Below are 20808 nucleotides of genomic sequence, written 5' to 3' on the forward strand. Positions count from 1 at the left end.
CGACAGCCTAACGATGTCGGCGTCGACGGAGGGACGACGTACGGATGCCGCGGCGCTACGCGCCCAGCACGACCCGGAGCTGTTCGACCGCCCAGTCGAGCTCGGTCGCACGGATCACGAGCGGCGGGGCGATGCGGATCGTCTGACCGTGCGTGTCCTTCACGAGCACACCGCGCTCGAGGAGCTTCTCGGCGATCTCGCGACCGGTGCCCTTCGCGGGGTCGATGTCGACACCCGCCCAGAGACCGGCGACGCGCACCGCGGTGACACCGTGCCCGATGAGCGGTTCGAGTGCCGTGGCGAGGTGGGCGCCGAGGGCGCGGGCGCGCTCCTGGAACTCGCCCGTCTCGAGCATCTCGACCACGCGCAGACCGACGGCCGCCGCGAGCGGGTTGCCGCCGAAGGTCGAGCCGTGCTCGCCCGGACGGATGACACCCAGCACGTCTTCGTTCCCGACGACCGCCGACACCGGCAGCAGTCCGCCGCCGAGGGCCTTGCCGAGCAGGTAGAGGTCGGGCACGACGCCCTCGCGATCGCTCGCGAACGTCTCGCCCACGCGGCCGAGTCCCGACTGGATCTCGTCGGCGATGAAGAGCACGTTCTTCTCGTCGCAGATCTCGCGGATGCGACGCAGATACCCCTCGGGCGGGATCACGACGCCGGCCTCACCCTGGATGGGCTCGACGAGCACGGCGGCCGTGTCATCGGTGATCGCGGCGGCGATGGCATCCGCGTCCCCGTAGGGCACGATGTCGAAGCCGGGCGTGTACGGACCGAAGCCGTCGCGTGCCTGCTCGTCGTCGCTGAAACTGACGATCGTCGTCGTGCGGCCGTGGAAGTTGCCGGCCGCGACGATGATGCGGGCCTTGCCGTCGGCGATGCCCTTGACCCGGTAGCCCCAGGCGCGCGCGACCTTGATGCCGGTCTCGACCGCCTCGGCGCCCGTGTTCATCGGCAGCACCAGGTCTTTGCCGGCGAGCTTCGCGAGGGCGGCGGCGAACGGCTCGAGCCGGTCGCTCTGGAACGCTCGGCTGATGAGCGTCACGCGACCGAGCTGCTCGGTGAGGGCAGCGACGAGCGCCGCATGCCGGTGCCCGAAGTTCACGGCCGAGTAGGCGGCGAGCAGGTCGAGGTAGCGCTTGCCCTCGACGTCCGTCACCCACGCACCGTCTCCGCGCGCGATGTTCACCGGCAGCGGGTGGTAGTTGTGGGCGACGTGCGTGGTTGCCGTCGCCACCGCGTCGGTCGTCACTTCGCGCCCCGCAGTTCGAGCGTGCAGCACTTGATGCCGCCACCGCCGAGCAGCAGCTCGGAGAGGTCGACGGTGATCGGGTTGTAGCCGCGCTCGCGCAGCTGCTTCTCGAAGCCCTTCGCGCGCGGCGAGATGATGACGTTGTAGCCGTCGCTCGCCGAGTTGAGGCCGAAGACGGCGCCGTCCTCGTCCGACACGAGGATCGCGTCGGGGAAGCGCTCCTCGAGGATCGCGCGGCTCGCGTCGTCGAAGGCGCCGGGGAGGTACGCGATGTTGGCGCGCTCGGGGCCGCCGTTCTCGATGCCCTGCACCGGGTCGAGCACCGCGATGGCCGTGTCGAGGTGGTAGAAGCGCGGGTCGGTGAGGTTGAGCGAGACGACCTCGCGGCCGAAGACCTCGCCGACCTCGCGGTGGCTGTCGCCGGTGGACCGGAAGCCGGTGCCGGCCAGGATCACATCGCCGACGAGCAGGAAGTCGCCCTCGCCCTCGTTGACCTCCTTCGGCATGACCGTGTCGTAGCCCGCCTGGCGGAACCAGTCGGCGAACGCGGGCGCCTCGCCCTGGCGCTCGACGAAGCGGAACTCGGGCACGTACGCGCGGCCGTCGATGAGGAATCCGCCGTTGGCCGTGTAGACCATGTCGGGGTAGCCGGCGAGCGGCTCGATGAGCTCGACCTCGTGGCCCAGTTCGATGTAGAGGTCGTAGAGCTTCTGCCACTGCGCGACCGCGTTGGCGGTGTCGGTCGGCTTCGACGGCTCCATCCACGGATTGATGGAGTAGTTGACCGTGAAGTGCTCGGGCTTGCACATCAGGTAGCGGCGGTGGTGCGCGGTGCGCGCGGGGGCGGATGCCACGGCGGTCTCAGGCGTCGACATGGATGCTCCTCGAATGAACGGGTGCGGCGGACGCTGTCCAGGGGCCCGGCGGAAGTTCGACCCGGGACTCTTCTCAGAGCGGGGACGGGGAAGATGCGACTCGGGCACGCCGGTTTCATTGTGCCATCCGTGGGCTGTGGGGTGCCAGAGCGCCGGGGGTTCGGTTGATTCGCGTTTCGAATCGCCGGGGTTCCTCCGGTGAGGGGTCAAGACACGCCCTGCCCGCGGCATCCGTTGCGGCGTGTCTTGACCCCTCACGGGTCCCGGGGCCGAACCCGGTCAGGCGGTGCCGACCACCACGACCTTGCCGGCCGTGTGGCCGGCCTCGAGGTGCGCCAGGGCGGCGGATGCCTCGGCGAAGGGGTACTCGCGCTCGATCGCCGCGCGCAGCGATCCCGCCGCGGCGAGCGCGAGGAGTTCGCGCACCACGGCCGGTTTCGGCGACGCGGCGAGCGAGCGGATGCGGCGTCGCGAGCCCACCGAGAGCAGTGCGGCCTTCAGCATCCGGGGGATCGGGCCGAGCACGTGGCCGCCGTCACCCGTCACGAGCACGACCGTGCCGCCGTCGCGCACGAGGCGTTGCAGCGCGCGCAACGGGATGCCGCCGGCGATGTCGATCACGGCGTCGAAGTGCGCGACGGGCAGGTCGGCGAGCGGCGAGGTGCGGTGATCGAGCACCCGCGTGGCCCCGAGTTCCTCCACGAGCGAGCGGTTGCGTTCTCGGCACGACGCCCAGACCTCGGCCCCGCGCAGCGCGGCGAGCTGCACGGCGAACGTGCCCACTCCCCCGGATGCCCCGATCACCAGCACGCGCTGCGGCGCCGCGCCGCTGTCGATCCGCGCGGCGTCGAGCGCCTGCCACGCGGTTCCGGCGGCGACCGGCAAGCAGGCCGCTTGCACCGGGTCGACCCCGGCAGGCCGAGCGACGATCCGGGATGCCGGCGCGCACACGTACTCCGCGAGCCCTCCCCCGCCCACGAGTTCGACGACGACCTCGTCGCCGGTCGCGGCATCCGTCACTCCGTCACCGAGGGCGACCACACGGCCCGCGACCTCCATGCCCCGGATCGGATGCTTCGGCCGCCGCATCCCGAAGATCGGCCGCACGAGCAGCGGATCGCCGAGCATGAGTCGCACGTCGCCCGCGTTGAGGGCGGTGGCGTGCACACGCAGCAGCACCTCGCCCGGGCCGGGGGCCGGGATCGCGACCGGCTCGAGACGGAATCCGGATGCCGGGCCGTAGGCCGCATTGCTCCAGGCCTGCATCGTCGTGGTCATGTCACACCTCCGGGTAGGAGAAGAGGTCGTCGAGCCCGACGTCGAACGCGCGGGCGATCTGGAACGCGAGTTCGAGCGTGGGCGAGTACTTCTGCTGCTCGATCGCGATGAGGGTCTGCCGGGTGACGCCGATCGTGCGGGCGAGCTCGGCCTGGGTGAGGCCGGCGGCCTCGCGGTGGGTGCGGATGCTGTTCGAGACGAGTGTGGGCTTGACCATCACACGAGTCCTCGGCGGTAGGCGACGACCCGGGCGATGCCGCCGACGATGGCCGACACCGCGAAGCCGAGGAACATCGTGTTCGCGATCCAGAAGACGTCGGCGCCGACCGCGCAGAGGCCGATGACTCCGAGCCCCGCGATCACGACGAACGCCTGCTCGACTCGCCCGCCCAGACGGCTGATGTCCCGATCGCGGATGTCGCTGCGCCCGGTGCCGTCGGGGTCGCGCCGGTGGGCGATCAGGCCCCAGAGGATGCTGAGCACGATCGTTCCGACGATGCCGAGCCCGATGGCCCCGAGCATGAGGGGGAACCAGTCGACGCTCTCGATCGGCCGCGTCACCGCCTGCTGCAGCACGACGACGATGTACGCAGGGATGACGATCAGGCTGACGATGAGCCCGGCCCAGGCATTGCGTTCTTCGTAGACCATCACGCACCTCCATGTAAAGGATTCTTGACATGAGAGTACGTCCGGCCGGGGGCAGTGTCAAGAATTTTTTACATACGCCGCGCCGGCCGGAGCCTGCTGACGCCCGCCGCACGCAACGGAGGAGATCTCATGCAACACAGGATGCTCTGCGCGAAGTGCTCCTCCGCTACGAGAGATCTCCTTCGCTACGACGGCGGAAGCACGAACTGCCTCCCCGAGGTCGGGTCGCGCGCCGTCACGATCCATTCCGCGGGTAGTTCCGCGCGCACGCGCTGCGCGAGCGCAAGACCCTCTGCGGCCCATCCCGGAGGCACCTCGCTGTCCGGCGGGTAGTCCTCGTTGAAACCCGCGTCGGCAACGCGCGCCCATTCGGCGAGATCGAGGACGAGCTCCGGGCTCAACCCGATCTCGTGTCCCTCGATGTAGTCCATCCCGTAGCGACCCGAGATCCACAGCGCATGTTGTTGCCAGTCCCAGAACACCCGCGCGCGCGGCGGTTCGTCGGGCTCTCGGACAGGCAGCGTGACGCGAGAGTCATCCATTTTGCCCTCCTCTTCCGCAATTGGCGCTGCGCCCGCCCACCACAGCACATGATCTCGCAAATCCACCGTCATCTCGCATCGATTCCGGGAAATCTCTGCGAGAACAGTGCACATCTGCGAAGCCGCCACCACGCGGCCCGCCCGGGAGAACCCCTCAGATGACGTCGGCGAAGACCGGGTCGGGATTGCCGAAGCGGTGGGCGGTGATCGAGATCGCCTGCTCGTGCACGAAGGGCAGCAACTCGATGCGACCGGCCGAGGTCACCTCGCCGTCGTAGACCGCGAGGTCGGGATCGCCGTCGACCGCGCGGGCGAGCGCCGCGTGCGCCGCCGCCACCGCGGGGCGCGAACCGATCAGGCGGATGCGCGCGGCCCGGGCCGTGAACACCCCTTCGCCGTCGGCATCCGATTCCGATCCCGAGCCGCTCACGCGCGCGAGCCACTCGTCATCCGTCTCGAGGAACACCGCCGCGTCGAGGTCGCCGAGCGCGTGGCGCACTCCGGCCGGGAGTCCCGCCGAGACCGACAGCACGAAGCCGGCGCCGGCGCGCACCGCGGCGAGCACCGTGCGCAGCACCTCCTGCAGCGGAGCATCCGCCGTCGCCCGCAGCTCGACGGGCAGCGGGCGGTACCGGAAGAGGTTGCGTTCGACGCCCAGCCGCGAGACATCGCGCACCTGGCCGAACTCGCGGTCCCAGGCGAGGGCGTCCGACAGGGCCGACCGCCGCAGCCATTCGAACGACTCGAAGTCGAGCGAGGGTTGGGCCGACTCGATCAGGGCGGTGATGCGCGAGTCGAGGCCGCGCAGGTGCAGCGTGCTCGACGGGGTCGACCCGGGGCGCGAGCGCCACGATCCGAGGCCGATGAGGTAATTCGGACCGCCGGCCTTCGCACCGGGACCGACCGAGGAGCGCTTCCATCCCCCGAACGGCTGACGCTGCACGATCGCCCCGGTGATGCCGCGGTTCACGTAGAGGTTTCCGGCCTGCACGGCATCGAGCCACGTCGCGAGATCGCCCGGGTCCTGGGTGTGGAGGCCCGCGGTCAACCCGTAGGCGACGGCGTTCTGCATCTCGATCGCGGCCGACAGCGTCGGCGCGTACATCACACCGAGCACCGGCCCGAAGAACTCCTCGAGGTGGAACCGCGACCCGGCCCGCACGCCGACGCGCACTCCCGGGGTCCACAGGCGTCCGCTACCGTCGTCGTCCGCCGAGAGCGACGGTTCGATGAGCCACTTCTCGTCGCCCTCGAGCTGCGACAGCGCCCAGGCCAGCTTGCCCTGCGGCTTCTCGATGACGGGCCCGACCTCGGCGAGCGGGTCGGTCGGCCATCCGACGTGCAGCGAGCGCACGGCATCCGAGAGTTGTCGCGCGAAGCGCTGCGAGCGGCCGACCGGCCCGACCAGGATCGCGAGCGACGCCGCCGAGCACTTCTGCCCCGCATGACCGAAGGCGCTCTTGACGAGGTCGGCGACCGCGAGGTCGAGGTCGGCGGAGGGGGTGATGATGATCGCGTTCTTGCCGCTGGTCTCGGCGAGCAGCGGCAGGTCGGGGCGCCACGAGCGGAAGAGCGCCGCCGTGTCCCACGACCCGGTCAGGATCACGCGATCCACCGCCTCGTGGGTGAGGAGCTGCTTCCCGAGCGCGCCCTCCTCGATGTCGACGAGCGCGAGCACGTCGCGCGGCACACCGGCCTGCCAGAGCGCTTCGGCGATCACCGCGGCGCACCTCCGCGCCTGCGGCGCCGGCTTGAAGATCACACCCGAGCCCGCGGCGAGCGCGGCCAGCACTCCCCCGGCGGGGATCGCGACGGGGAAGTTCCAGGGCGGGGTGACGACGGTGACGGATGCCGGAACGAACGCCGCCCCCGCGATCGCATCGAGCTCGCGCGCGGTCGCCGCGTAGTAGCGGGCGAAGTCGACGGCCTCGCTGACCTCGACGTCGGCCTCGGCGAACACCTTGCCGGTCTCGGATGCCGCGACCTCGATCAGTTCGCCGCGACGGGACTCGAGTGCGGCGGCCGCCCGCAGCAGCACCTCGGATCGGTCGGCGGCGGGGCGGGAGCCCCAGGAGGGCGCGGCATCCCGCACCGTCGCGACGATGCGCTCGAGTTCCTCCCCCTCATCGATGCGGGCCGTGGCGAGGGTGTCGTCCCCGGCGGTCGAGGTGGCGATGCGTTCGCGGATGCCGCGCGCCCACTCGCGGTTGGCGGGGAGCGCCGGGTCGCTGTCGACCGCGTTCGTGAAGCCGGGCGCACCCGCCGTCTCGTCGACCAGCTCGCGGGGCGCGTAGACGGCGGTCTCGAGGAACGGCTCCCCGTCGAACCCGTCGTCGCCGGTCGATCCGCGCGAGATGCCGAGCACGGCCTTCGTGAGGTCGACCTCAGGCTGCGGGGCCGCCGGCAACGGACGCACGGACTCGTGCATCGGGGCGAGCCGGTCCTGACGTCTGCGGGGACCGGTGCGCAGATTCGGGTCGGTCGAGCGGTCGAGGGCGCCGAGGAAGCGATCCTGCTCGCGCTCGAACAGGGTCTCGTCCTCACCGAGCTGGAACGCCGCCGAGAGGAAGTTGTCGCTCGACGCGTTCTCCTCGAGACGGCGCACGAGATAGCTGATCGCGACGTCGAACTCGGCGGGTGCGACCACCGGCACGTAGAGCAGCACGGGGCCGACCTCGCGCGAGACCGCCTGCACCTGCCCCTGGGCCATGCCGAGCAGCATCTCGAACTCGACCTGCTCGCGCACTCCGCGCTCGCCCGCCAGCAGCCAGGCGTAGGCGATGCCGAACAGGTTGTGCCCGGCGATGCCGAGGTGCACGGCCTCGGTGCGTTCGGGCTGCAGCGCCCAGTCGAGGCAGCGGAGGTAGTTGGCATCCGTGTCGAGCTTGGTGTCGTAGGTCGCCGGCGTCCACCCGTGCATGGTCGCCTCGACGCGCTCCATGGCGAGGTTCGCGCCCTTGACGAGACGGATCTTGATGGGGGCGCCGCCGTGGGCGACGCGGTCCTGCGCCCAGGCGGTGAGCTCCTGCAGGGCGGGGAGCGCGTCGGGCAGGTACGCCTGCAGCACGATGCCGGCATGCAGGTTCGCCAGGCGCGGGTCCTCGAGGATGCGCGTGAACACCGCGATCGTCAGGTCGAGGTCGCGGTACTCCTCCATGTCGAGGTTGATGAAGGTGCCGTCCGACGCCGCCGTCAGGTACAGCGGCAGCAGCCGCTCGACCACCCGGTCGACGACCTCGTCGAACGCCCACATCGAGATGTGGCTGACGACGGCCGAGACCTTGACCGAGACGTAGTCGACGTCGGGGCGGCGGACCAGATCGTGGATGCCGTCGAGCCGGCGCTGCGCCTCGCCCTCCCCGAGCACGGCCTCGCCGAGCAGGTTGAGGTTGAGTCGGGCGCCCGATTCGCGGATCTTCGCGATCGCGGGACCGAGCTTGGCGGGGCGGGCGTCGACGACGAGGTGCCCCACCATCTCACGCAGCACGCGGCGGGCGATCGGCACGGTCGGGGCGGGGAGCACCGGGGCGATCCCGCCGCCGAGCTTCACCGCGCCGCGCAGGTACCAGGGCAGGAAGTCGGGCACGATCGGCGCGATCCGATGCAGACGGGATGCCGCCGCACCCAGGCTCTCGGGCCGCATCACGCCGTCGACGAAGCCGAGCGTGAAAGGCAGGCCGTTTGCGTCGCGCAGCACCCCGGCGAGGCGCGCGGCGGCGGGATCGACGTCGGCCGCCGCGGCCTCGATCACCCAGCGACGGGCGAGCTCGACAGCCCGGTCGGCCAGAGGAGCGGATGCCGCGGCATCCGAAGAAGGAGACGACGACTCTGCCATGTCTCTCACCCTAGGGCGGGGGCGGTGTCTCGGCCCGCTGGCTCGCCCGTGATTCCGCGGGTGGTGGGAGTTACGCGCTCACCCCGCACAACTTCGGAGATGCGACCCGACACGCCGACGCGCGGATGCCTCACCCGGCGTGTCTCGACCCGATCTCCGAAGTTGTGCCGGTGGGGGCAGGGTGACTGCCGGGACCGGGGGCCGGGTGATACCAGCGGTGCGATGACGGCAGGAACTGCAGGCCCGCGTACGCGATGAAGATGCCGATCAGGCCCGTGCTCTGCGGCGCCTCGATCCAGGAGGGGATCGATAGAGCCGCGAATACCACCGCCTGCACGAGGGCGGCCCACCGCACCCAGACCCACCGGCACGCGCACCCGACGACACCGATCGCTCCCGCGACTGCAAGGAGCAAGAAGACAGCTCCCCACGCCATGGTCAACTCGCCGAAGGCTCCCCTGAGCCAGAAGGTGACAAGAGCGGCGAATCCCCAGAACCCCGCGAGAAGAACCCCACACGCCACCGCGAACACCATCCCGGGCGGCATCCCTTCGCCGTCGCGCGGCTCAGCCCGGTCGATGCGCTCCCAGAAATCGCTCGCCTCCTCCGACTCCGGGGCAGTCACGAGTTCAGCCCCGCTACTGCCTCCGATGTCGGACGAAGAGGGCGCGTCCTCGGGTGGTACCAGCGGTGGGACGACGGCAGGAACTGAAGCCCGGCGTACGCGATGAAGAGTCCCACTGCCCAGGGGACGAAGGGCGCGACGCCCATCAAGCCGAACAACGTGACCGAGACCGCGATGGCCTGTGCGAGAGCGGCCCACCGCACCCACACCCATCGGCGCAGGCATCCGATGACGCCGATCACGCCCGCTACTACGGCGAAGAGGCAGGTGAACATCCACTCCACACCCCACCCGCCGGAACCCGTTACGAGCCAGATGAGAACGAGAGCGGCAAGTCCCCACGCGATTGCCACTCCAATCCCGAAGACCATCGCGAGCACCATCGCCGCTGGTATCTCGTTCTGCGCTCCTACCGGCGGTCGGCCGGGCGCCTCGAACTCGCTCATGTTCCCCACCCCTCGGTCGCGCCCGCACAACTTCGGAGATCGCGGGCGACACGCCAGGCTAAGCCGCGTCACGACGGCGTGTCGAGGCGAATCTCCGAAGTTGTGCGAGGCATGCCGATATGCCTCGAAAGGCCGGGTCAAGCAGGGAAAAGAACCCGCGTCAGTTCCAGACGCTCGGAGCCTGATCGCGCACGGGCGGCAGGGCGGATGCCGCGGCCCACTCGTGCACCCACGCATCGATCTCGGGCACGCCCTCGGGCTTGCCGACCGCGGCGAACAGCTCCTCGTTCGACACGGTGCCGCCGGAGCGGCGCAGCATCCGCGCCCGCACGATCGCCCGCGCGTAGATCTGACCCTTCACGACCGCGCGGTGCTCGAGGAACAGCGCCCGATCGTCGTGCCCGATGAATCGCGACTGCACCTCGAACCGCTGCCACGGCACGAGCGACTTGCGGAAGGTCACCGTCTCGCTCGAGACCACCGCGTACCAGCGGTTGTCCTTCATCGCGTCGAACAGCCCGCTGCGGATGAGCAGATCCCAGCGCCCGAGGTCGAACAGCGACAGGTAGCGGCCGTTGTTCATGTGCCGCAGGATGTCGATATCGGTCGGCAGCGTCGTCAGACGGATGCTGCCCACCGCGGTCGGATCGAGGGTCTTGCCCCGCCGCACGCGGGAGCGGGCACGGAAGATCACCAGGAGGGTGCGCCAGATCACGTTCACGAGGAATGATCGTATTCATCCGCGCACGATCCGCGAAGATCGTTGTCGAGATCCTCCATGCCCCTGCGGGCGGCCATCGACGGCATCCGCTCGATTTCCGGATAGCGGATGCCGCGCGTAGAGTCACGAACATGAGCGCCGAAGCCCAGCCCGAAGTCATCGTCCGTCCGGTCCGTGATGTGGACGCGGAAGCCCTCGGTCGCGTGCACGCCCAGTGCTGGCACGAGACCTACGACCACCTGATCAGCAAGGCCGCCCTCGAGAAGGTGTCGCCGCGCCGCATGGCCGAGCTGTGGACGCACTGGGCCTCGCAGGGCCCCGACTTCACGATGCGCGCCGCCCTCGTCGACGGCGAGATCGTCGGCTTCGCCGGCTCCGGTCCCGCCCGCGACAAGGACGCCCCGGCGCTGCGCGAGCTGTACTTCATCTACCTGCTCGATGCCTGGCACTCCACCGGCATCGGCCAGAAGCTCTTCGACGCCACGGTCGAGAAGGACGCCCCGCTCTACCTCTGGGTCGCCGAGGACAACCCCCGCGCGCACCGCTTCTACGCGCGCAACGGCTTCACGCTCGACGGCGCCACCCACACCGAACCGTTCCTCGGCGAGACGCTGACCGAGGTGCGCTTCACGCGCTGAGCATCCGTTCCTCGGGCGTCGAGCCACCCCCTTCTCACCGAAACACCCCCTTGCGCACCGCATGCAAGGGGGTGTTTCGCACGTCAAGGGGTGGCTCGGCAGTCGGCTAACGCCCCGACACGTTGCCGAAGGCCTTCGCGATGGGGGCGAGCACCAGGGGGCGAGCCGCCACCCACGCGCCGGCGATCACCACGAGCGACACCACGAACACCCAGAAGCCCGTCCACGTCACGGCATCCTGAGACGCGTACATGTGGTTGAGGTTGCGCAGGAATCCGGTCAGCATCACCAGCGCCACGTGCGCGATGATGAACGCCACGAAGTACAGCATGATCGGGAAGTGCAGCGCGCGCGCCCACTCCACCGGGTACGCCTTCGAGAGCTTCTCGGCCTTCTTGGGCCACAGCCCCGACATCCGGAAACCGGTAATCGCTGCCAGCGGGGCCGCGATGAAAACAGTCGCGAAGTAGGCGAGCTGCTGCAGGCTGTTGTAGTTGTTCCAGCCGTTCTCGTGCGGCCAGTCGAACGACACATACTGCAGCGCCGCCGACAGCGCATTCGGGAAGACCTCCCAGCTCGTCGGCACGATCCGCACCCAGTGCCCGGTGACGATCAGCAGCACCACGAACACGACACCGTTCACGAGCCACAGGATGTCGAGCGCCTGATGGAACCACAGCGTCAAGCTGATCTTGCCCTTGGGGTTTCCCCGCGGCGTCCAGAACACGGTCGGCCGCTTCTCGGTGCGCACCCGCAGACCCGAGCGGATGATCAGCACCATCAGGAACACGTTGAAGAAGTGCGCCCAATTGACCCACGCGGGGAACCCCGACTCCACGGCGATCGGCGAGGTGTACTCGCCGGGGAACGCCGCGAGGAAGTCCTGCATGAAGGGGAAGCTCAGCAGCGTGCGCACGAGCGCGACCGCAGCCGCCGCGAGAACACCGAGGGCTGCGGCACCGAACAGCACGGCGATGCCCTGCGTCCAGGTCGGGCGCGGACGAGCGGATGACGCGGGCAGGGTCGCGATTCGGCGTGGTGCGGTGCCGTTCCAGGCCGTGGGAGGGCGAGGTGGGGCGGTCGCGGTGACGACGAGTGCCTCGTGGGGGGACGCTTCGACAGGCTCAGCGACCCACTCCTGCTCAGCGACCCGATCCTGCTCAGCGACGCCGTCGGGTTCGACGGGAAGAGCCTGGGTCCCTGAGCCTGTCGAAGGGCCCCACCCCGCGACGGTGTCGGCCGGCGGCCAAGGCTCGCCGCCCGGAGTGCGCGGGAGACCACGGCGGATGCCGGATGCGGCGGGAGTCTCGGGGGCGGACGCTTCGACAGGCTCAGCGACCCGGTTTCGCTCAGCGACCCGGTTTCGCTCAGCGACCGATTCCTGCTCAGCGACGGGCTCCGGATCAGGGACCGGGTCAGCGACCGGCTCGGACACCTGGGTCCCTGAGCGTGTCGAAGGGCCCCGCCCCGCAGGAGCTCCGACCGGAGGCCACGGCTCGCCACCCGGCGTGCGCGGCAGCCCGCGGCGGAGGGAGCTCGGCGTCTCGCGGGGGGACGCTTCGACAGGCTCAGCGACCCGCTCCGTCTCAGCGACCCACTCCGTCTCAGCGGGAAGAACCTGGGTCCCTGAGCTTGTCGAAGGGCCCCGCTCCGCAGAAACCTGGGTCCCTGAGCCCGTCGAAGGGTCCCACCCCGCCGAGGCGCCCGCCGGCGGCCAGGGCTCTCCCCCGGGTACGCGCGGCAGACCGCGGCGCAGCATCCGCCCCTCCTGAGCCTCGGAGACCATGGACTCCCCTACTTCCGGGCCTCGAGGGCGGCGATCACCTGAGGCACGACCGTGAACAGGTCGCCGACGATACCGAAGTCGGCGACCTCGAAGATCGGGGCCTCGCCGTCCTTATTGATCGCCACGATGGTCTTGGAGGTCTGCATGCCCGCGCGGTGCTGGATCGCACCCGAGATGCCGAGCGCGACGTACAGTTGCGGCGACACCGAGACGCCGGTCTGCCCGACCTGGTGCGACTGCGGGATGTACCCCGCGTCGACGGCCGCGCGCGAAGCGCCGACCGCGGCCCCGAGAGCATCGGCGAGCTCCTCGACGAGCACGAACTTCTCCTTCGACGCGAGTCCGCGTCCACCCGAGACGACCCGGGTCGCCCCGCGCAGTTCGGGCCGCGACGAGGCCTGCTCGACGGCTTCGATCGGGCCGACGGATGCCGCGGCGACCCCCGACCCGGCGACGTCGAGCGCTTCGACCGCGGGTGAGGCGACGGCCTCGGCCCGGGCATCCACCGCGCCCTGACGCACCGTGATGACCGGCGCGCCGTAGGTGGGAGCGGAGTCCACGAGGTATGCGCCGCCGTAGACGGAGTGGTGCGCGACCACGCCCTCGTCGTCGCGCGACACCCCGATCGCGTCGACTGACAACGCGAGCGCTGCGCGCACGGCGAGACGGGCGGCGGCGTCGCGTCCGGCGATCGAGTTCGACACGAGCACCGCGTCGGGCTGCACCCGCTCGAACGCGGCCTGCAGGGCGTCGACCACGGGCACGGTGAGGACGGCGGCATCCGCATCGGCCGTGAGCACGACGGATGCTCCGAGCGCGGCGACCTGGGCGGCGGCATCGGGCGAGCCGCCCACGATCACGGCGACCGGCGCGCCGACCGTCGACGCCGCGCCGAGCAGGGCGGCCGTACTCGAGGCGGGAGCGCCCGCAGCGTCGACGTCGACGAGCACGAGGATCGGGTTCTCGGGGTAGCCCATGTCACACCAGCCTGTTCTGCACGAGGTAGTCGACGAGCTGCTGTGCGGCATCACCCTCGTCGGTGATCTTGACGCCCGCCGCGCGCGGGGGCTTCTCGGCGACCGCGGTCATGATGGTGCGCGGCGCCGCGGAGGGATCGGCCGAGACGTCGAGGTCGGCGAGCGAGAGCACTTCCACCGGCTTCTTCTTCGCGGCCATGATGCCCTTGAAGTTCGGGAAGCGGGCATCCGGCAGCGCCTCGGTGATCGAGATCACGGCCGGCAGCGCGGCACTCACCGTCTGCGACCCGAAGTCGGTCGCGCGGGTTCCGGTCACGGCGTCCGTCCCGATCTCGACCGCCGTGAGAGCGGTCGCCTGCGCCCAGCCGAGGTGCTCAGCGAGCATCGCGGGAATGACCCCGCCCGAGCCGTCGGTCGACAGGTTGCCGGTGATGACGAGGTCGGGGGCGCCGCGGCGGATCGCGGCGGCGAGCACCTCGGCGGTGAGACCGAGGTCGGCGCCGGTGAGCTGCTCGTCGGCGATGTGCACTGCGGATGCCGCGCCGATCGCGAGCGCACGTCGCACCGTGGCGGTCGACCCCTCGGGGGCCATCGAGACGGCGACGACCTCCGTGCCCTCGCTCGCGTCGGCGTGGCTCAGGGCGACCTCGAGGGCGCGCTCGGTGATCTCGTCGAGCACCACGTCTCCGGCGGCCCGATCGGCCAGCCCGGTCTCCAGGTTCAGCTTGCGGTCGCCGTAGGTGTCGGGCACCTCTTTGACCAGGACGAAGATCTTCATCGATTGCTCCTCACGACTGTGTCGATTCTAGTCCTGCGGCACTGCGTCTCAGCTTCGATGAAACTGAGAACCAGCGGTGACGGCATCCGCTCGGCGGCGCGCACGCCGAGTACCGTAGAGGCGTGGTCCGTCCCCGCCCCCTGCCCGTGGATCCGCTCGCCGAGGCGAAGCGGCAGTGGCTCGCGCACGGATGGACGGATGCCGCCGACGGCATGGCCGTCGTGACCTCGGTCATGCGGGCGCAGCAGCTGCTGCTCGCCCGCGTCGATCAGGCCCTCAAGCCCTTCGCGCTGAGCTTCGCGCGCTACGAGGTGCTGCGCCTGCTCGCGTTCAGCCGCGAGGGGCGCCTGCCCCTGTCGAGCGTGGTGGCACGCCTGCAGGTGCACGCGACCACCGTCACCAGCACCGCCGACCGCCTCGTGCGCGACGGGCTGATCGTGCGCGAACCGCATCCGCACGACGGCCGCGCCGCCCTGCTCGCACTCACCGTGGCCGGTCGCGACCTGGTCGAGCGGGCCACCGCAGCGCTCAACGCCGACGTGTTCGCGTCTCCCGGCATCGATCGCGACGACGCGGCCGAGCTCGTCGCGATCGTCGCGCGCCTGCGCAAGGATGCCGGCGACTTCACCGACCCCCGCCCGACCCCGGAGCCCCTCTGACATGGCGCAGTTCGTGCTCGAGACCGTGATCGCCGCTCCCGTCGACGCGGTGTTCGCGGCATCCCTCGATCCCGAGCTGCACGTGCGGTCGATGGCGGCGCACGGCGAGACGATGGTCGAAGCTCCTGCCGGCGGCGTGTTCACCGAGGGCTCGACGGTCACCTGGCGGGCGCGGCACTTCGGCATCCCGTTCCGGCTGCGGTCGCGGGTGTTCGATATCGATCCCCCGCGCGGGTTCCGCGACCGGCAGATCTCGGGGCCGTTCGGGTCGTTCCTGCACGTGCACTCCTTCGCGGAGCATCCGCGGGGCACCCTCATGCGCGACGTCGTGACGTTCCGCTCGCCGTTCGGGCCGATCGGGCGCGCGGTCGACGCACTGTTCCTGCGCGAGTACATGCGTCGCGTGATCGCCACGCGCAACCGCACCCTCGTGGCGGAACTCGAGAACCCCTGATCCCGGCGTACCCTGTGCGCATGAGCGAACTGCGCATCCACACGATCCTCCCGGCGGGCGGCCCGGCGACCGCCATCGTCCTCACCGATGAGCAAGTCGAATCGTTCGGCGCGGGCAAGGCCTTCCCGGTGGCGGTGACCATCGGCGATCGCATCGCCCGACTGCGCCTCAGCCGCATGGGAGGTCGCAACCTCATCGGCCTGAGCAAGGCGTCGCGCGCCGAACTGGGCGTCGAGATCGGCGACGAGGTCGACGCCGTCATCCGCCTCGACGCCGCTGAGCGCACCGTCGACGAGCCCGCCGAACTCACCGCCGCCCTCGACGCCGACCCCGCGCTGCGCGCCGCCTTCGACACCCTCCCCTACTCGGCCCGCAAGGAGCACGCTCGCGCGATCGCCGAGGCCAAGCAGGAGGCCACCCGCGAGCGCCGCCTCGCCAAGATCGTCGAGGCGCTGCGGGGCTGAGGCGGGCGCGGGAGTCATCTGTTCCGGAAGTCGGGCTGCCGCTTCTCACGGAACGCGGCCATGCCCTCCTTCTGATCCTCGGTGTCGAAGAGCAGCGCGAACGCCTGCTTCTCGTGCGCGAGGCCGTCGGTGAGTGAGGTCTCCATCGCGGTGTCGAGCGCGGCCTTCGCGGCGTAGAGCGAGGGCAGCGACTTCGACGCGATCGTCTCGGCGAGCGTCGTCGCCTCGGCGAGCAGATCGGATGCCGGCACCACCCGCGAGACCAGACCGATGCGCTCGGCCTCCTCGGCGCCGATGATCCGCCCCGAGAGCACGAGTTCGGCGGCCTTGTAGTACCCGACCGCACGGATGAGCCGCTGCGTTCCTCCCATGCCGGGGATCACGCCGAGGTTGATCTCGGGCTGCCCGAACTTCGCGGTGTCGGCGGCGAGGATGATGTCGCACATCATCGCCAGCTCGCATCCGCCGCCCAGGGCGAAGCCCGAGACCGCCGCGATCACGGGCGTGCGCACGGCCGCAAAGTCGCTCCATGCGCCGAAGTGGTCGGTGGCGAGCATCTCGGCCGACGACATGCCTTCCATCTCCTTGATGTCGGCACCCGCGGCGAAGGCCTTCTCGGACCCGGTGACCACGATCGCCCCCACGCCCTCATCGGCGTCGAACGCGACCGCTGCGGCCGTGACCTCCTCCGACACCCGGCCGTTCAGGGCGTTCAGGGCCTGCGGTCTGTTCAGGGTGATCCACCCCACGCGTCCGCGCTGCTCGACCAGGATCGTCTCGTACTCGGTCATGTCTCTCCTTCGTCGCGTGGTCTTCAGTATCGCGCCCGTGTCCGTCGTCTCGCTCCGCTCGCTCAGGAACGGGGTGCGGAGTCGCGGATCTCGGTGATGATGCCGGAGAAGTCGCGGCCGGCGCCGTCGCCCGCCGCGTAGGCGGCGTAGAGCTGCTGGGCGAGCCGACCCATGCGGGCATCCGTCGAGGTCTGCTCGATCGCCTGCAGGGCGAGCCCCAGATCCTTGGCCATGAGGGCACCGGCGAAGCCCGGCTGATAGTCGCGGTTCGCGGGACTCGTCGGCACCGGCCCCGGCACGGGGCAGTTGGTCGTGATCGACCAGCACTGACCGGATGCCTGCGACACCACGTCGAACAGCGCCTGATGTTCGAGCCCCAACCGCTCCCCCAGCACGAACGCCTCGGCGACGGCGATCTGCGACACGGCGAGCACCATGTTGTTGCACACCTTCGCCGCCTGGCCGAGGCCGGAACCGCCGCAGTGCACGATCCTCTTACCCATCGCCTCGAGCAGCGGAAGCGCAGCGGCGAAGTCCTCGTCGCTGCCGCCCACCATGAACGCGAGCGTGCCGTTCTCGGCGCCCACGACCCCGCCCGAGACGGGAGCGTCGATGTTGCGGTGCCCCGCGGCCAGCGCGAGAGCGTGCGCTGCGCGCGCCTCGTCGACCGCGATCGTCGACGATTCGATGAACAGCGTGCCGGGCCGAGCCGCCGCGAGCAGCCCGCCGTGGTAGGCGTCGAGCACGTGCCTTCCGGCGGGGAACATCGTGATGACGGCATCCGCGTCGGCGGCGGCATCCGCCCCGCTGGCCGCGATCGGGATGCCGGCGGCCCGCGCCGCATCCACTGCCGCCGGCATCGGGTCGAACCCCTGCACCTCGTGCCCGGCCTTCACGAGATTGACCGCCATCGGCAGCCCCATGTGGCCGAGGCCGAGGAAGGCGATGCGGCTCATGATGCGCTCCGCATCGAAGCCGATCCGGAGGGCCGCAGCATCTCGCGCCCGACGATGAGCCGCATGATCTCGTTCGTGCCCTCGAGGATCTGGTGCACCCGCAGGTCACGCACGACCTTCTCGATGCCGTAGTCCTGCAGGTACCCGTAGCCGCCGTGCAGTTGGAGCGCGCGGTTGGCGATGTCGAACCCGGCGTCGGTCGCGAAGCGCTTGGCCATCGCGCAGCGCATCGTCGCGTCCGGCGCCTTCGCGTCGACCGCCGCCGCGCCGTCGCGCACCATGAGGCGCGCGGCCTGCAGTTCGGTGCGCATGTCGGCGATCTGGAAAAGGATCGACTGCTTCTCGGCGAGCGGCTCGCCGAACGCGACCCGCTCGTGCACGTATTGCACGGCCCGGTCGAGCGCCCACTGCGCCCCACCCAGCGAGCAGGCCGCGATGTTGAGGCGGCCGCCGTTGAGGGCCGACATCGCGATCGCGAAACCGCGCCCCTCCTCGCCGAGGAGAGCGGATGCCGGCACCCGCACTCCGTCGAAGATCACCTGGCGCGTGGGCTGCGCGTGCCACCCCATCTTCTTCTCGAGGCCGCCGAAGCTGAGCCCCTCGGCATCGCCGGGGACGAGGATGGCGGAGATGCCACCGGCACCCGGGCCGCCGGTGCGCGCCATCACGACGTACACCGCGGCCTCGCCCGCGCCGGAGATGAACTGCTTCACGCCGGTGAGCACGTAGTCGTCGCCGTCGCGCACCGCGCTCGTGGCGATGTTCGCGGCATCCGATCCGGCGCCCGGCTCGGTGAGGCAGTAGCCGCCGAACTCCGCCATGTCGATGAGATCGGGCATCCACCGCGCGATCTGCTCGTCGGTGCCGTAGGTGTCGATCATCCACGCCACCATGTTGTGGATCGAGATGTACGCCGCGACCGCGGGGTCGCCCTGCGCGAGCTCCTCGAAGATCGCGACGGTGTCGGTGCGACTGAGCCCCGTGCCACCGGATTCCTCGCGCACGTAGATGCCGCCGAGGCCCAGCTCACCGCCGCGGCCCAGCGACTCGCGGGGGAAGATGTGCTGCTCGTCGCGCTCGAGCGCGTGCGGGGCGAGCTCGGTCTCGGTGAACTCGCGCACGGCCTCGAGGATCGCGTCGCGCTCGTCGGCGGTGAGGGGGGTGGTCACGTCGGTCATGGTCATCATCGACTCCTTCGGCTCGTGGCCTGGTCAGTGCATCGTGGGGATGACGAAGCTGGCACCGTCGCGGATGCCCGCCGCGGGCCAGCGGCTCGTCACCGTCTTGGTCTTCGTGTAGAAGCGGAAGGCGTCGGCGCCGTGCTGGTTGAGGTCGCCGAACCCGCTGCGCTTCCAGCCGCCGAACGTGTAGTAGGCGATGGGCACCGGGATCGGTACGTTCACCCCGACCATGCCCACCTCGACCCGGGCCGCGAAGTCACGGGCCGCGTCGCCGTCGCGCGTGAAGATCGCGACGCCGTTGCCGTACTCGTGCTCCGAGGCCATGCGCAGCGCCTCCTCGTAGTCGGCGGCGCGGGCGATCACGAGCACCGGGCCGAAGATCTCCTCGCGGTAGATCGCCATGTCGGTCGTGACGTGGTCGAACAGCGTCGGTCCGAGGTAGAAACCCTCCTCGTGCCCGGCGACCGTGAAACCGCGGCCGTCGGCGAGCAGCGTCGCGCCCTCGTCGACGCCCTGCTGGATGTACCCTTCGACCCGCTCCACCGCGGCGCGGGTGACCAGGGGTCCGTAGTCGACATCGGCCGCGAGCGACGGCCCGACCCGCAACTGCCCGACGCGTTCGAGGAGCTTGGCGGCGAGAGCATCCGCCGTCTGCTGCCCGACCGGTACCGCCACCGAGATCGCCATGCACCGCTCACCGGCCGATCCGTACCCCGAGCCGATCAGCGCGTCGACCGCCTGATCGAGGTCGGCGTCGGGCATCACGATCATGTGGTTCTTCGCGCCGCCGAAGCACTGCGCGCGCTTGCCGTGCGCCGCTGCGGTGGCGTAGATGTACTCGGCGATCGGCGTGGAGCCGACGAAGCCGACGGCGCGGATGCGGTCGTCGGTGAGCAGCGCGTCGACGGCCTCCTTGTCGCCGTGCACCACATTGAGCACGCCCGCGGGAAGCCCGGCTTCGAGGAAGAGCTCGGCGAGGCGCACCGGCACCGACGGGTCGCGCTCGCTGGGCTTGAGCACCACCGCGTTCCCGGCGGCGAGCGCCGGGCCCGCCTTCCAGAGGGGGATCATCGCGGGGAAGTTGAACGGGGTGATCGCGGCGACCACACCGAGGGGCTGGCGCATCGAATAGACGTCGATGCCCGCGCCGGCACCGGTCGAGTACTCGCCCTTGAGCAGGTGCGGGGCGCCGGCCGAGAACTCGATGACCTCGAGCCCGCGCTGGATGTCGCCCTTCGCGTCATCGACGGTCTTGCCGTGCTCGCTCGCGAGCAGCTCGGCGAGCGACTGCATCTCGCGCTGCACCAGATCGAGGAAGCGCAGCAGCACACGGGCGCGCTTCTGCGGGTTGGTGGCGGCCCACTCCTTTTGGGCGGCCTCGGCGTTCGCGATCACCGCGCGCACCTCGTCGGCCGAGGCGAGCGGCACGCGGGCCTGCACGGCGCCGGTGCTGGGATCGAACACGTCGGCGAAGCGCCCGTCAGCCGGGGTGAGGTGCGATCCGCCCACGAAATGCGGGATGGTACGAGTCATTGTGCGACGTCCCTTCGTGCCGTCGTTGGCACATCGCGAGTTTACTTCGATCCCCGCGTATTTACTAGGGCGTCCATGCATCTCGCGACCACCCCTCCCGAAAAGCGCACCGATCGGTCACGAATGCCGGGTATCGAGCGTCAGAATCGACATTTCGCACCGGTCGGAGCAGCATCCGGATGTTGAGGCGGCGTTCACCGGCCGGTCACCTCGGCGAACTACAACTACAGATGCGCGGACGACTCAGACCGGATCGGGAAGTCACAGGATTCCGCGCCTCGGGCGCCAAGCGCCCGCAGACCCCCGCCGAATCGGGTCGGCGGGGGTCTTCTCCGTCTTCCGGACGCGTCCGCCGCGGCATCCACC

The 20808-nt window shown here is 70.4% G+C and carries 21 protein-coding genes; 4 read left to right on the plus strand and 17 right to left on the minus strand.

All coding sequences use genetic code 11. The features are described 5' to 3' along the window. Nucleotides 1-55: 55 nt before the first annotated feature. The 10 genes from rocD to ACTJKK_RS08680 form a co-directional block, all read right to left on the minus strand. The gene (gene rocD, locus ACTJKK_RS08635; RefSeq protein ID WP_440747669.1) at nt 56-1252 is read right to left on the minus strand and encodes an ornithine--oxo-acid transaminase; all 1197 of its coding nucleotides are present in this window, start codon (nt 1250-1252) and stop codon (nt 56-58) included. Continuing rightward, nucleotides 1249-2127 carry a dimethylargininase gene (gene ddaH, locus ACTJKK_RS08640; protein ID WP_440747670.1) on the minus strand — a complete coding sequence of 293 codons (879 nt, stop codon included), beginning with the start codon at nt 2125-2127 and terminating at the stop codon, nt 1249-1251. Before ddaH ends, rocD begins: the two co-directional genes overlap by 4 nt. 279 nt (nt 2128-2406) lie before the next feature. Then, the gene (locus ACTJKK_RS08645; protein ID WP_440747671.1) at nt 2407-3405 is read right to left on the minus strand and encodes an NAD(P)-dependent alcohol dehydrogenase; all 999 of its coding nucleotides are present in this window, start codon (nt 3403-3405) and stop codon (nt 2407-2409) included. Between the two features lies 1 nt (nt 3406). Next, nucleotides 3407-3622, minus strand: a complete 216-nt coding sequence (locus ACTJKK_RS08650; RefSeq protein WP_440747672.1) for a helix-turn-helix transcriptional regulator — start codon at nt 3620-3622, stop codon at nt 3407-3409. Next, complete coding sequence (locus tag ACTJKK_RS08655) at nt 3622-4056, minus strand: hypothetical protein (protein WP_440747673.1); 435 nt, start codon at nt 4054-4056, stop codon at nt 3622-3624. Before ACTJKK_RS08655 ends, ACTJKK_RS08650 begins: the two co-directional genes overlap by 1 nt. Nucleotides 4057-4241: 185 nt before the next feature. Then, the gene (locus ACTJKK_RS08660; protein WP_440747674.1) at nt 4242-4670 is read right to left on the minus strand and encodes a hypothetical protein; all 429 of its coding nucleotides are present in this window, start codon (nt 4668-4670) and stop codon (nt 4242-4244) included. An 82-nt stretch (nt 4671-4752) separates the two neighbouring features. Further along, on the minus strand, nt 4753-8433 hold the full coding sequence (locus tag ACTJKK_RS08665; protein ID WP_440747675.1) for a proline dehydrogenase family protein: 3681 nt from the start codon (nt 8431-8433) through the stop codon (nt 4753-4755). A 130-nt stretch (nt 8434-8563) separates the two neighbouring features. Beyond that, nucleotides 8564-9058: a hypothetical protein gene (locus ACTJKK_RS08670; protein WP_440747676.1), complete on the minus strand. Its 495-nt coding sequence runs from the start codon at nt 9056-9058 to the stop codon at nt 8564-8566. After that, nucleotides 9055-9504, minus strand: coding sequence for a hypothetical protein (locus ACTJKK_RS08675; protein WP_440747677.1), 450 nt, complete (start codon nt 9502-9504; stop codon nt 9055-9057). The genes ACTJKK_RS08670 and ACTJKK_RS08675 overlap by 4 nt, the downstream gene beginning before the upstream one ends. Nucleotides 9505-9664: 160 nt before the next feature. Further along, nucleotides 9665-10225, minus strand: a complete 561-nt coding sequence (locus tag ACTJKK_RS08680; RefSeq protein ID WP_440747678.1) for an acyl-CoA thioesterase — start codon at nt 10223-10225, stop codon at nt 9665-9667. A gap of 131 nt (nt 10226-10356) precedes the next feature. On the opposite strand from ACTJKK_RS08680, the gene ACTJKK_RS08685 reads away from it, so the two are divergent. Further along, a complete protein-coding gene (locus ACTJKK_RS08685; RefSeq protein WP_247633817.1) occupies nt 10357-10863 on the plus strand; it encodes a GNAT family N-acetyltransferase in 507 nt (168 codons plus the stop codon). 106 nt (nt 10864-10969) lie between these two features. Here the strand turns inward: ACTJKK_RS08685 and ACTJKK_RS08690 are convergent, their stop codons facing one another. From ACTJKK_RS08690 to ACTJKK_RS08700, 3 genes are read right to left on the minus strand one after another with little or no spacing between them, the layout of a single operon-like run. Beyond that, the gene (locus ACTJKK_RS08690) at nt 10970-12649 is read right to left on the minus strand and encodes a cytochrome b/b6 domain-containing protein (protein ID WP_440747679.1); all 1680 of its coding nucleotides are present in this window, start codon (nt 12647-12649) and stop codon (nt 10970-10972) included. Nucleotides 12650-12657: 8 nt separating this feature from the next. Then, nucleotides 12658-13626: an electron transfer flavoprotein subunit alpha/FixB family protein gene (locus tag ACTJKK_RS08695; RefSeq protein ID WP_440747680.1), complete on the minus strand. Its 969-nt coding sequence runs from the start codon at nt 13624-13626 to the stop codon at nt 12658-12660. Nucleotide 13627: 1 nt separating this feature from the next. After that, the gene (locus ACTJKK_RS08700; RefSeq protein ID WP_440747681.1) at nt 13628-14404 is read right to left on the minus strand and encodes an electron transfer flavoprotein subunit beta/FixA family protein; all 777 of its coding nucleotides are present in this window, start codon (nt 14402-14404) and stop codon (nt 13628-13630) included. Nucleotides 14405-14526: 122 nt separating this feature from the next. On the opposite strand from ACTJKK_RS08700, the gene ACTJKK_RS08705 reads away from it, so the two are divergent. From ACTJKK_RS08705 to ACTJKK_RS08715, 3 genes are read left to right on the plus strand one after another with little or no spacing between them, the layout of a single operon-like run. Then, nucleotides 14527-15063 (plus strand): MarR family winged helix-turn-helix transcriptional regulator, encoded by a 537-nt coding sequence (locus ACTJKK_RS08705; protein WP_247956933.1) that lies wholly within the window; start codon nt 14527-14529, stop codon nt 15061-15063. A 1-nt stretch (nt 15064) separates the two neighbouring features. After that, on the plus strand, nt 15065-15517 hold the full coding sequence (locus ACTJKK_RS08710; protein WP_440747682.1) for an SRPBCC family protein: 453 nt from the start codon (nt 15065-15067) through the stop codon (nt 15515-15517). A 20-nt stretch (nt 15518-15537) separates the two neighbouring features. After that, complete coding sequence (locus ACTJKK_RS08715; protein ID WP_440747683.1) at nt 15538-15981, plus strand: YdeI/OmpD-associated family protein; 444 nt, start codon at nt 15538-15540, stop codon at nt 15979-15981. 14 nt (nt 15982-15995) lie between these two features. Here the strand turns inward: ACTJKK_RS08715 and ACTJKK_RS08720 are convergent, their stop codons facing one another. The 4 genes from ACTJKK_RS08720 to ACTJKK_RS08735 all read right to left on the minus strand — a co-directional run bounded on the left by ACTJKK_RS08720 (nt 15996) and on the right by ACTJKK_RS08735 (nt 20442). After that, nucleotides 15996-16772 carry an enoyl-CoA hydratase-related protein gene (locus tag ACTJKK_RS08720; protein ID WP_440747684.1) on the minus strand — a complete coding sequence of 259 codons (777 nt, stop codon included), beginning with the start codon at nt 16770-16772 and terminating at the stop codon, nt 15996-15998. A gap of 62 nt (nt 16773-16834) precedes the next feature. After that, a complete protein-coding gene (gene mmsB, locus ACTJKK_RS08725) occupies nt 16835-17728 on the minus strand; it encodes a 3-hydroxyisobutyrate dehydrogenase (protein WP_440747685.1) in 894 nt (297 codons plus the stop codon). Then, nucleotides 17725-18912: an acyl-CoA dehydrogenase family protein gene (locus tag ACTJKK_RS08730; RefSeq protein ID WP_440747686.1), complete on the minus strand. Its 1188-nt coding sequence runs from the start codon at nt 18910-18912 to the stop codon at nt 17725-17727. The genes mmsB and ACTJKK_RS08730 overlap by 4 nt, the downstream gene beginning before the upstream one ends. Before the next feature lie 27 nt (nt 18913-18939). Continuing rightward, nucleotides 18940-20442, minus strand: a complete 1503-nt coding sequence (locus tag ACTJKK_RS08735; protein WP_440747687.1) for a CoA-acylating methylmalonate-semialdehyde dehydrogenase — start codon at nt 20440-20442, stop codon at nt 18940-18942. Between the last annotated feature and the right edge of the window lie 366 nt (nt 20443-20808).

The sequence above is a fragment of the Microbacterium sp. 22179 genome, from assembly GCF_052045715.1.
Lineage (GTDB): Bacteria > Actinomycetota > Actinomycetes > Actinomycetales > Microbacteriaceae > Microbacterium > Microbacterium galbinum.

Excerpts from the sequence above, each read along its gene's own strand:
- ddaH (WP_440747670.1), bottom strand. The coding sequence starts at position 2,127 with ATGTCGACGCCTGAGACCGCCGTGGCATCCGCCCCCGCGCGCACCGCG.
- ACTJKK_RS08645 (WP_440747671.1), bottom strand. The coding sequence starts at position 3,405 with ATGACCACGACGATGCAGGCCTGGAGCAATGCGGCCTACGGCCCGGCA.
- ACTJKK_RS08650 (WP_440747672.1), bottom strand. The coding sequence starts at position 3,622 with ATGGTCAAGCCCACACTCGTCTCGAACAGCATCCGCACCCACCGCGAG.
- ACTJKK_RS08655 (WP_440747673.1), bottom strand. The coding sequence starts at position 4,056 with ATGGTCTACGAAGAACGCAATGCCTGGGCCGGGCTCATCGTCAGCCTG.
- ACTJKK_RS08660 (WP_440747674.1), bottom strand. The coding sequence starts at position 4,670 with ATGACGGTGGATTTGCGAGATCATGTGCTGTGGTGGGCGGGCGCAGCG.
- ACTJKK_RS08665 (WP_440747675.1), bottom strand. The coding sequence starts at position 8,433 with ATGGCAGAGTCGTCGTCTCCTTCTTCGGATGCCGCGGCATCCGCTCCT.
- ACTJKK_RS08675 (WP_440747677.1), bottom strand. The coding sequence starts at position 9,504 with ATGAGCGAGTTCGAGGCGCCCGGCCGACCGCCGGTAGGAGCGCAGAAC.
- ACTJKK_RS08685 (WP_247633817.1), top strand. The coding sequence starts at position 10,357 with ATGAGCGCCGAAGCCCAGCCCGAAGTCATCGTCCGTCCGGTCCGTGAT.
- ACTJKK_RS08690 (WP_440747679.1), bottom strand. The coding sequence starts at position 12,649 with ATGGTCTCCGAGGCTCAGGAGGGGCGGATGCTGCGCCGCGGTCTGCCG.
- ACTJKK_RS08695 (WP_440747680.1), bottom strand. The coding sequence starts at position 13,626 with ATGGGCTACCCCGAGAACCCGATCCTCGTGCTCGTCGACGTCGACGCT.
- ACTJKK_RS08700 (WP_440747681.1), bottom strand. The coding sequence starts at position 14,404 with ATGAAGATCTTCGTCCTGGTCAAAGAGGTGCCCGACACCTACGGCGAC.
- ACTJKK_RS08710 (WP_440747682.1), top strand. The coding sequence starts at position 15,065 with ATGGCGCAGTTCGTGCTCGAGACCGTGATCGCCGCTCCCGTCGACGCG.
- ACTJKK_RS08715 (WP_440747683.1), top strand. The coding sequence starts at position 15,538 with ATGAGCGAACTGCGCATCCACACGATCCTCCCGGCGGGCGGCCCGGCG.
- ACTJKK_RS08720 (WP_440747684.1), bottom strand. The coding sequence starts at position 16,772 with ATGACCGAGTACGAGACGATCCTGGTCGAGCAGCGCGGACGCGTGGGG.
- mmsB (WP_440747685.1), bottom strand. The coding sequence starts at position 17,728 with ATGAGCCGCATCGCCTTCCTCGGCCTCGGCCACATGGGGCTGCCGATG.
- ACTJKK_RS08730 (WP_440747686.1), bottom strand. The coding sequence starts at position 18,912 with ATGACCATGACCGACGTGACCACCCCCCTCACCGCCGACGAGCGCGAC.
- ACTJKK_RS08735 (WP_440747687.1), bottom strand. The coding sequence starts at position 20,442 with ATGACTCGTACCATCCCGCATTTCGTGGGCGGATCGCACCTCACCCCG.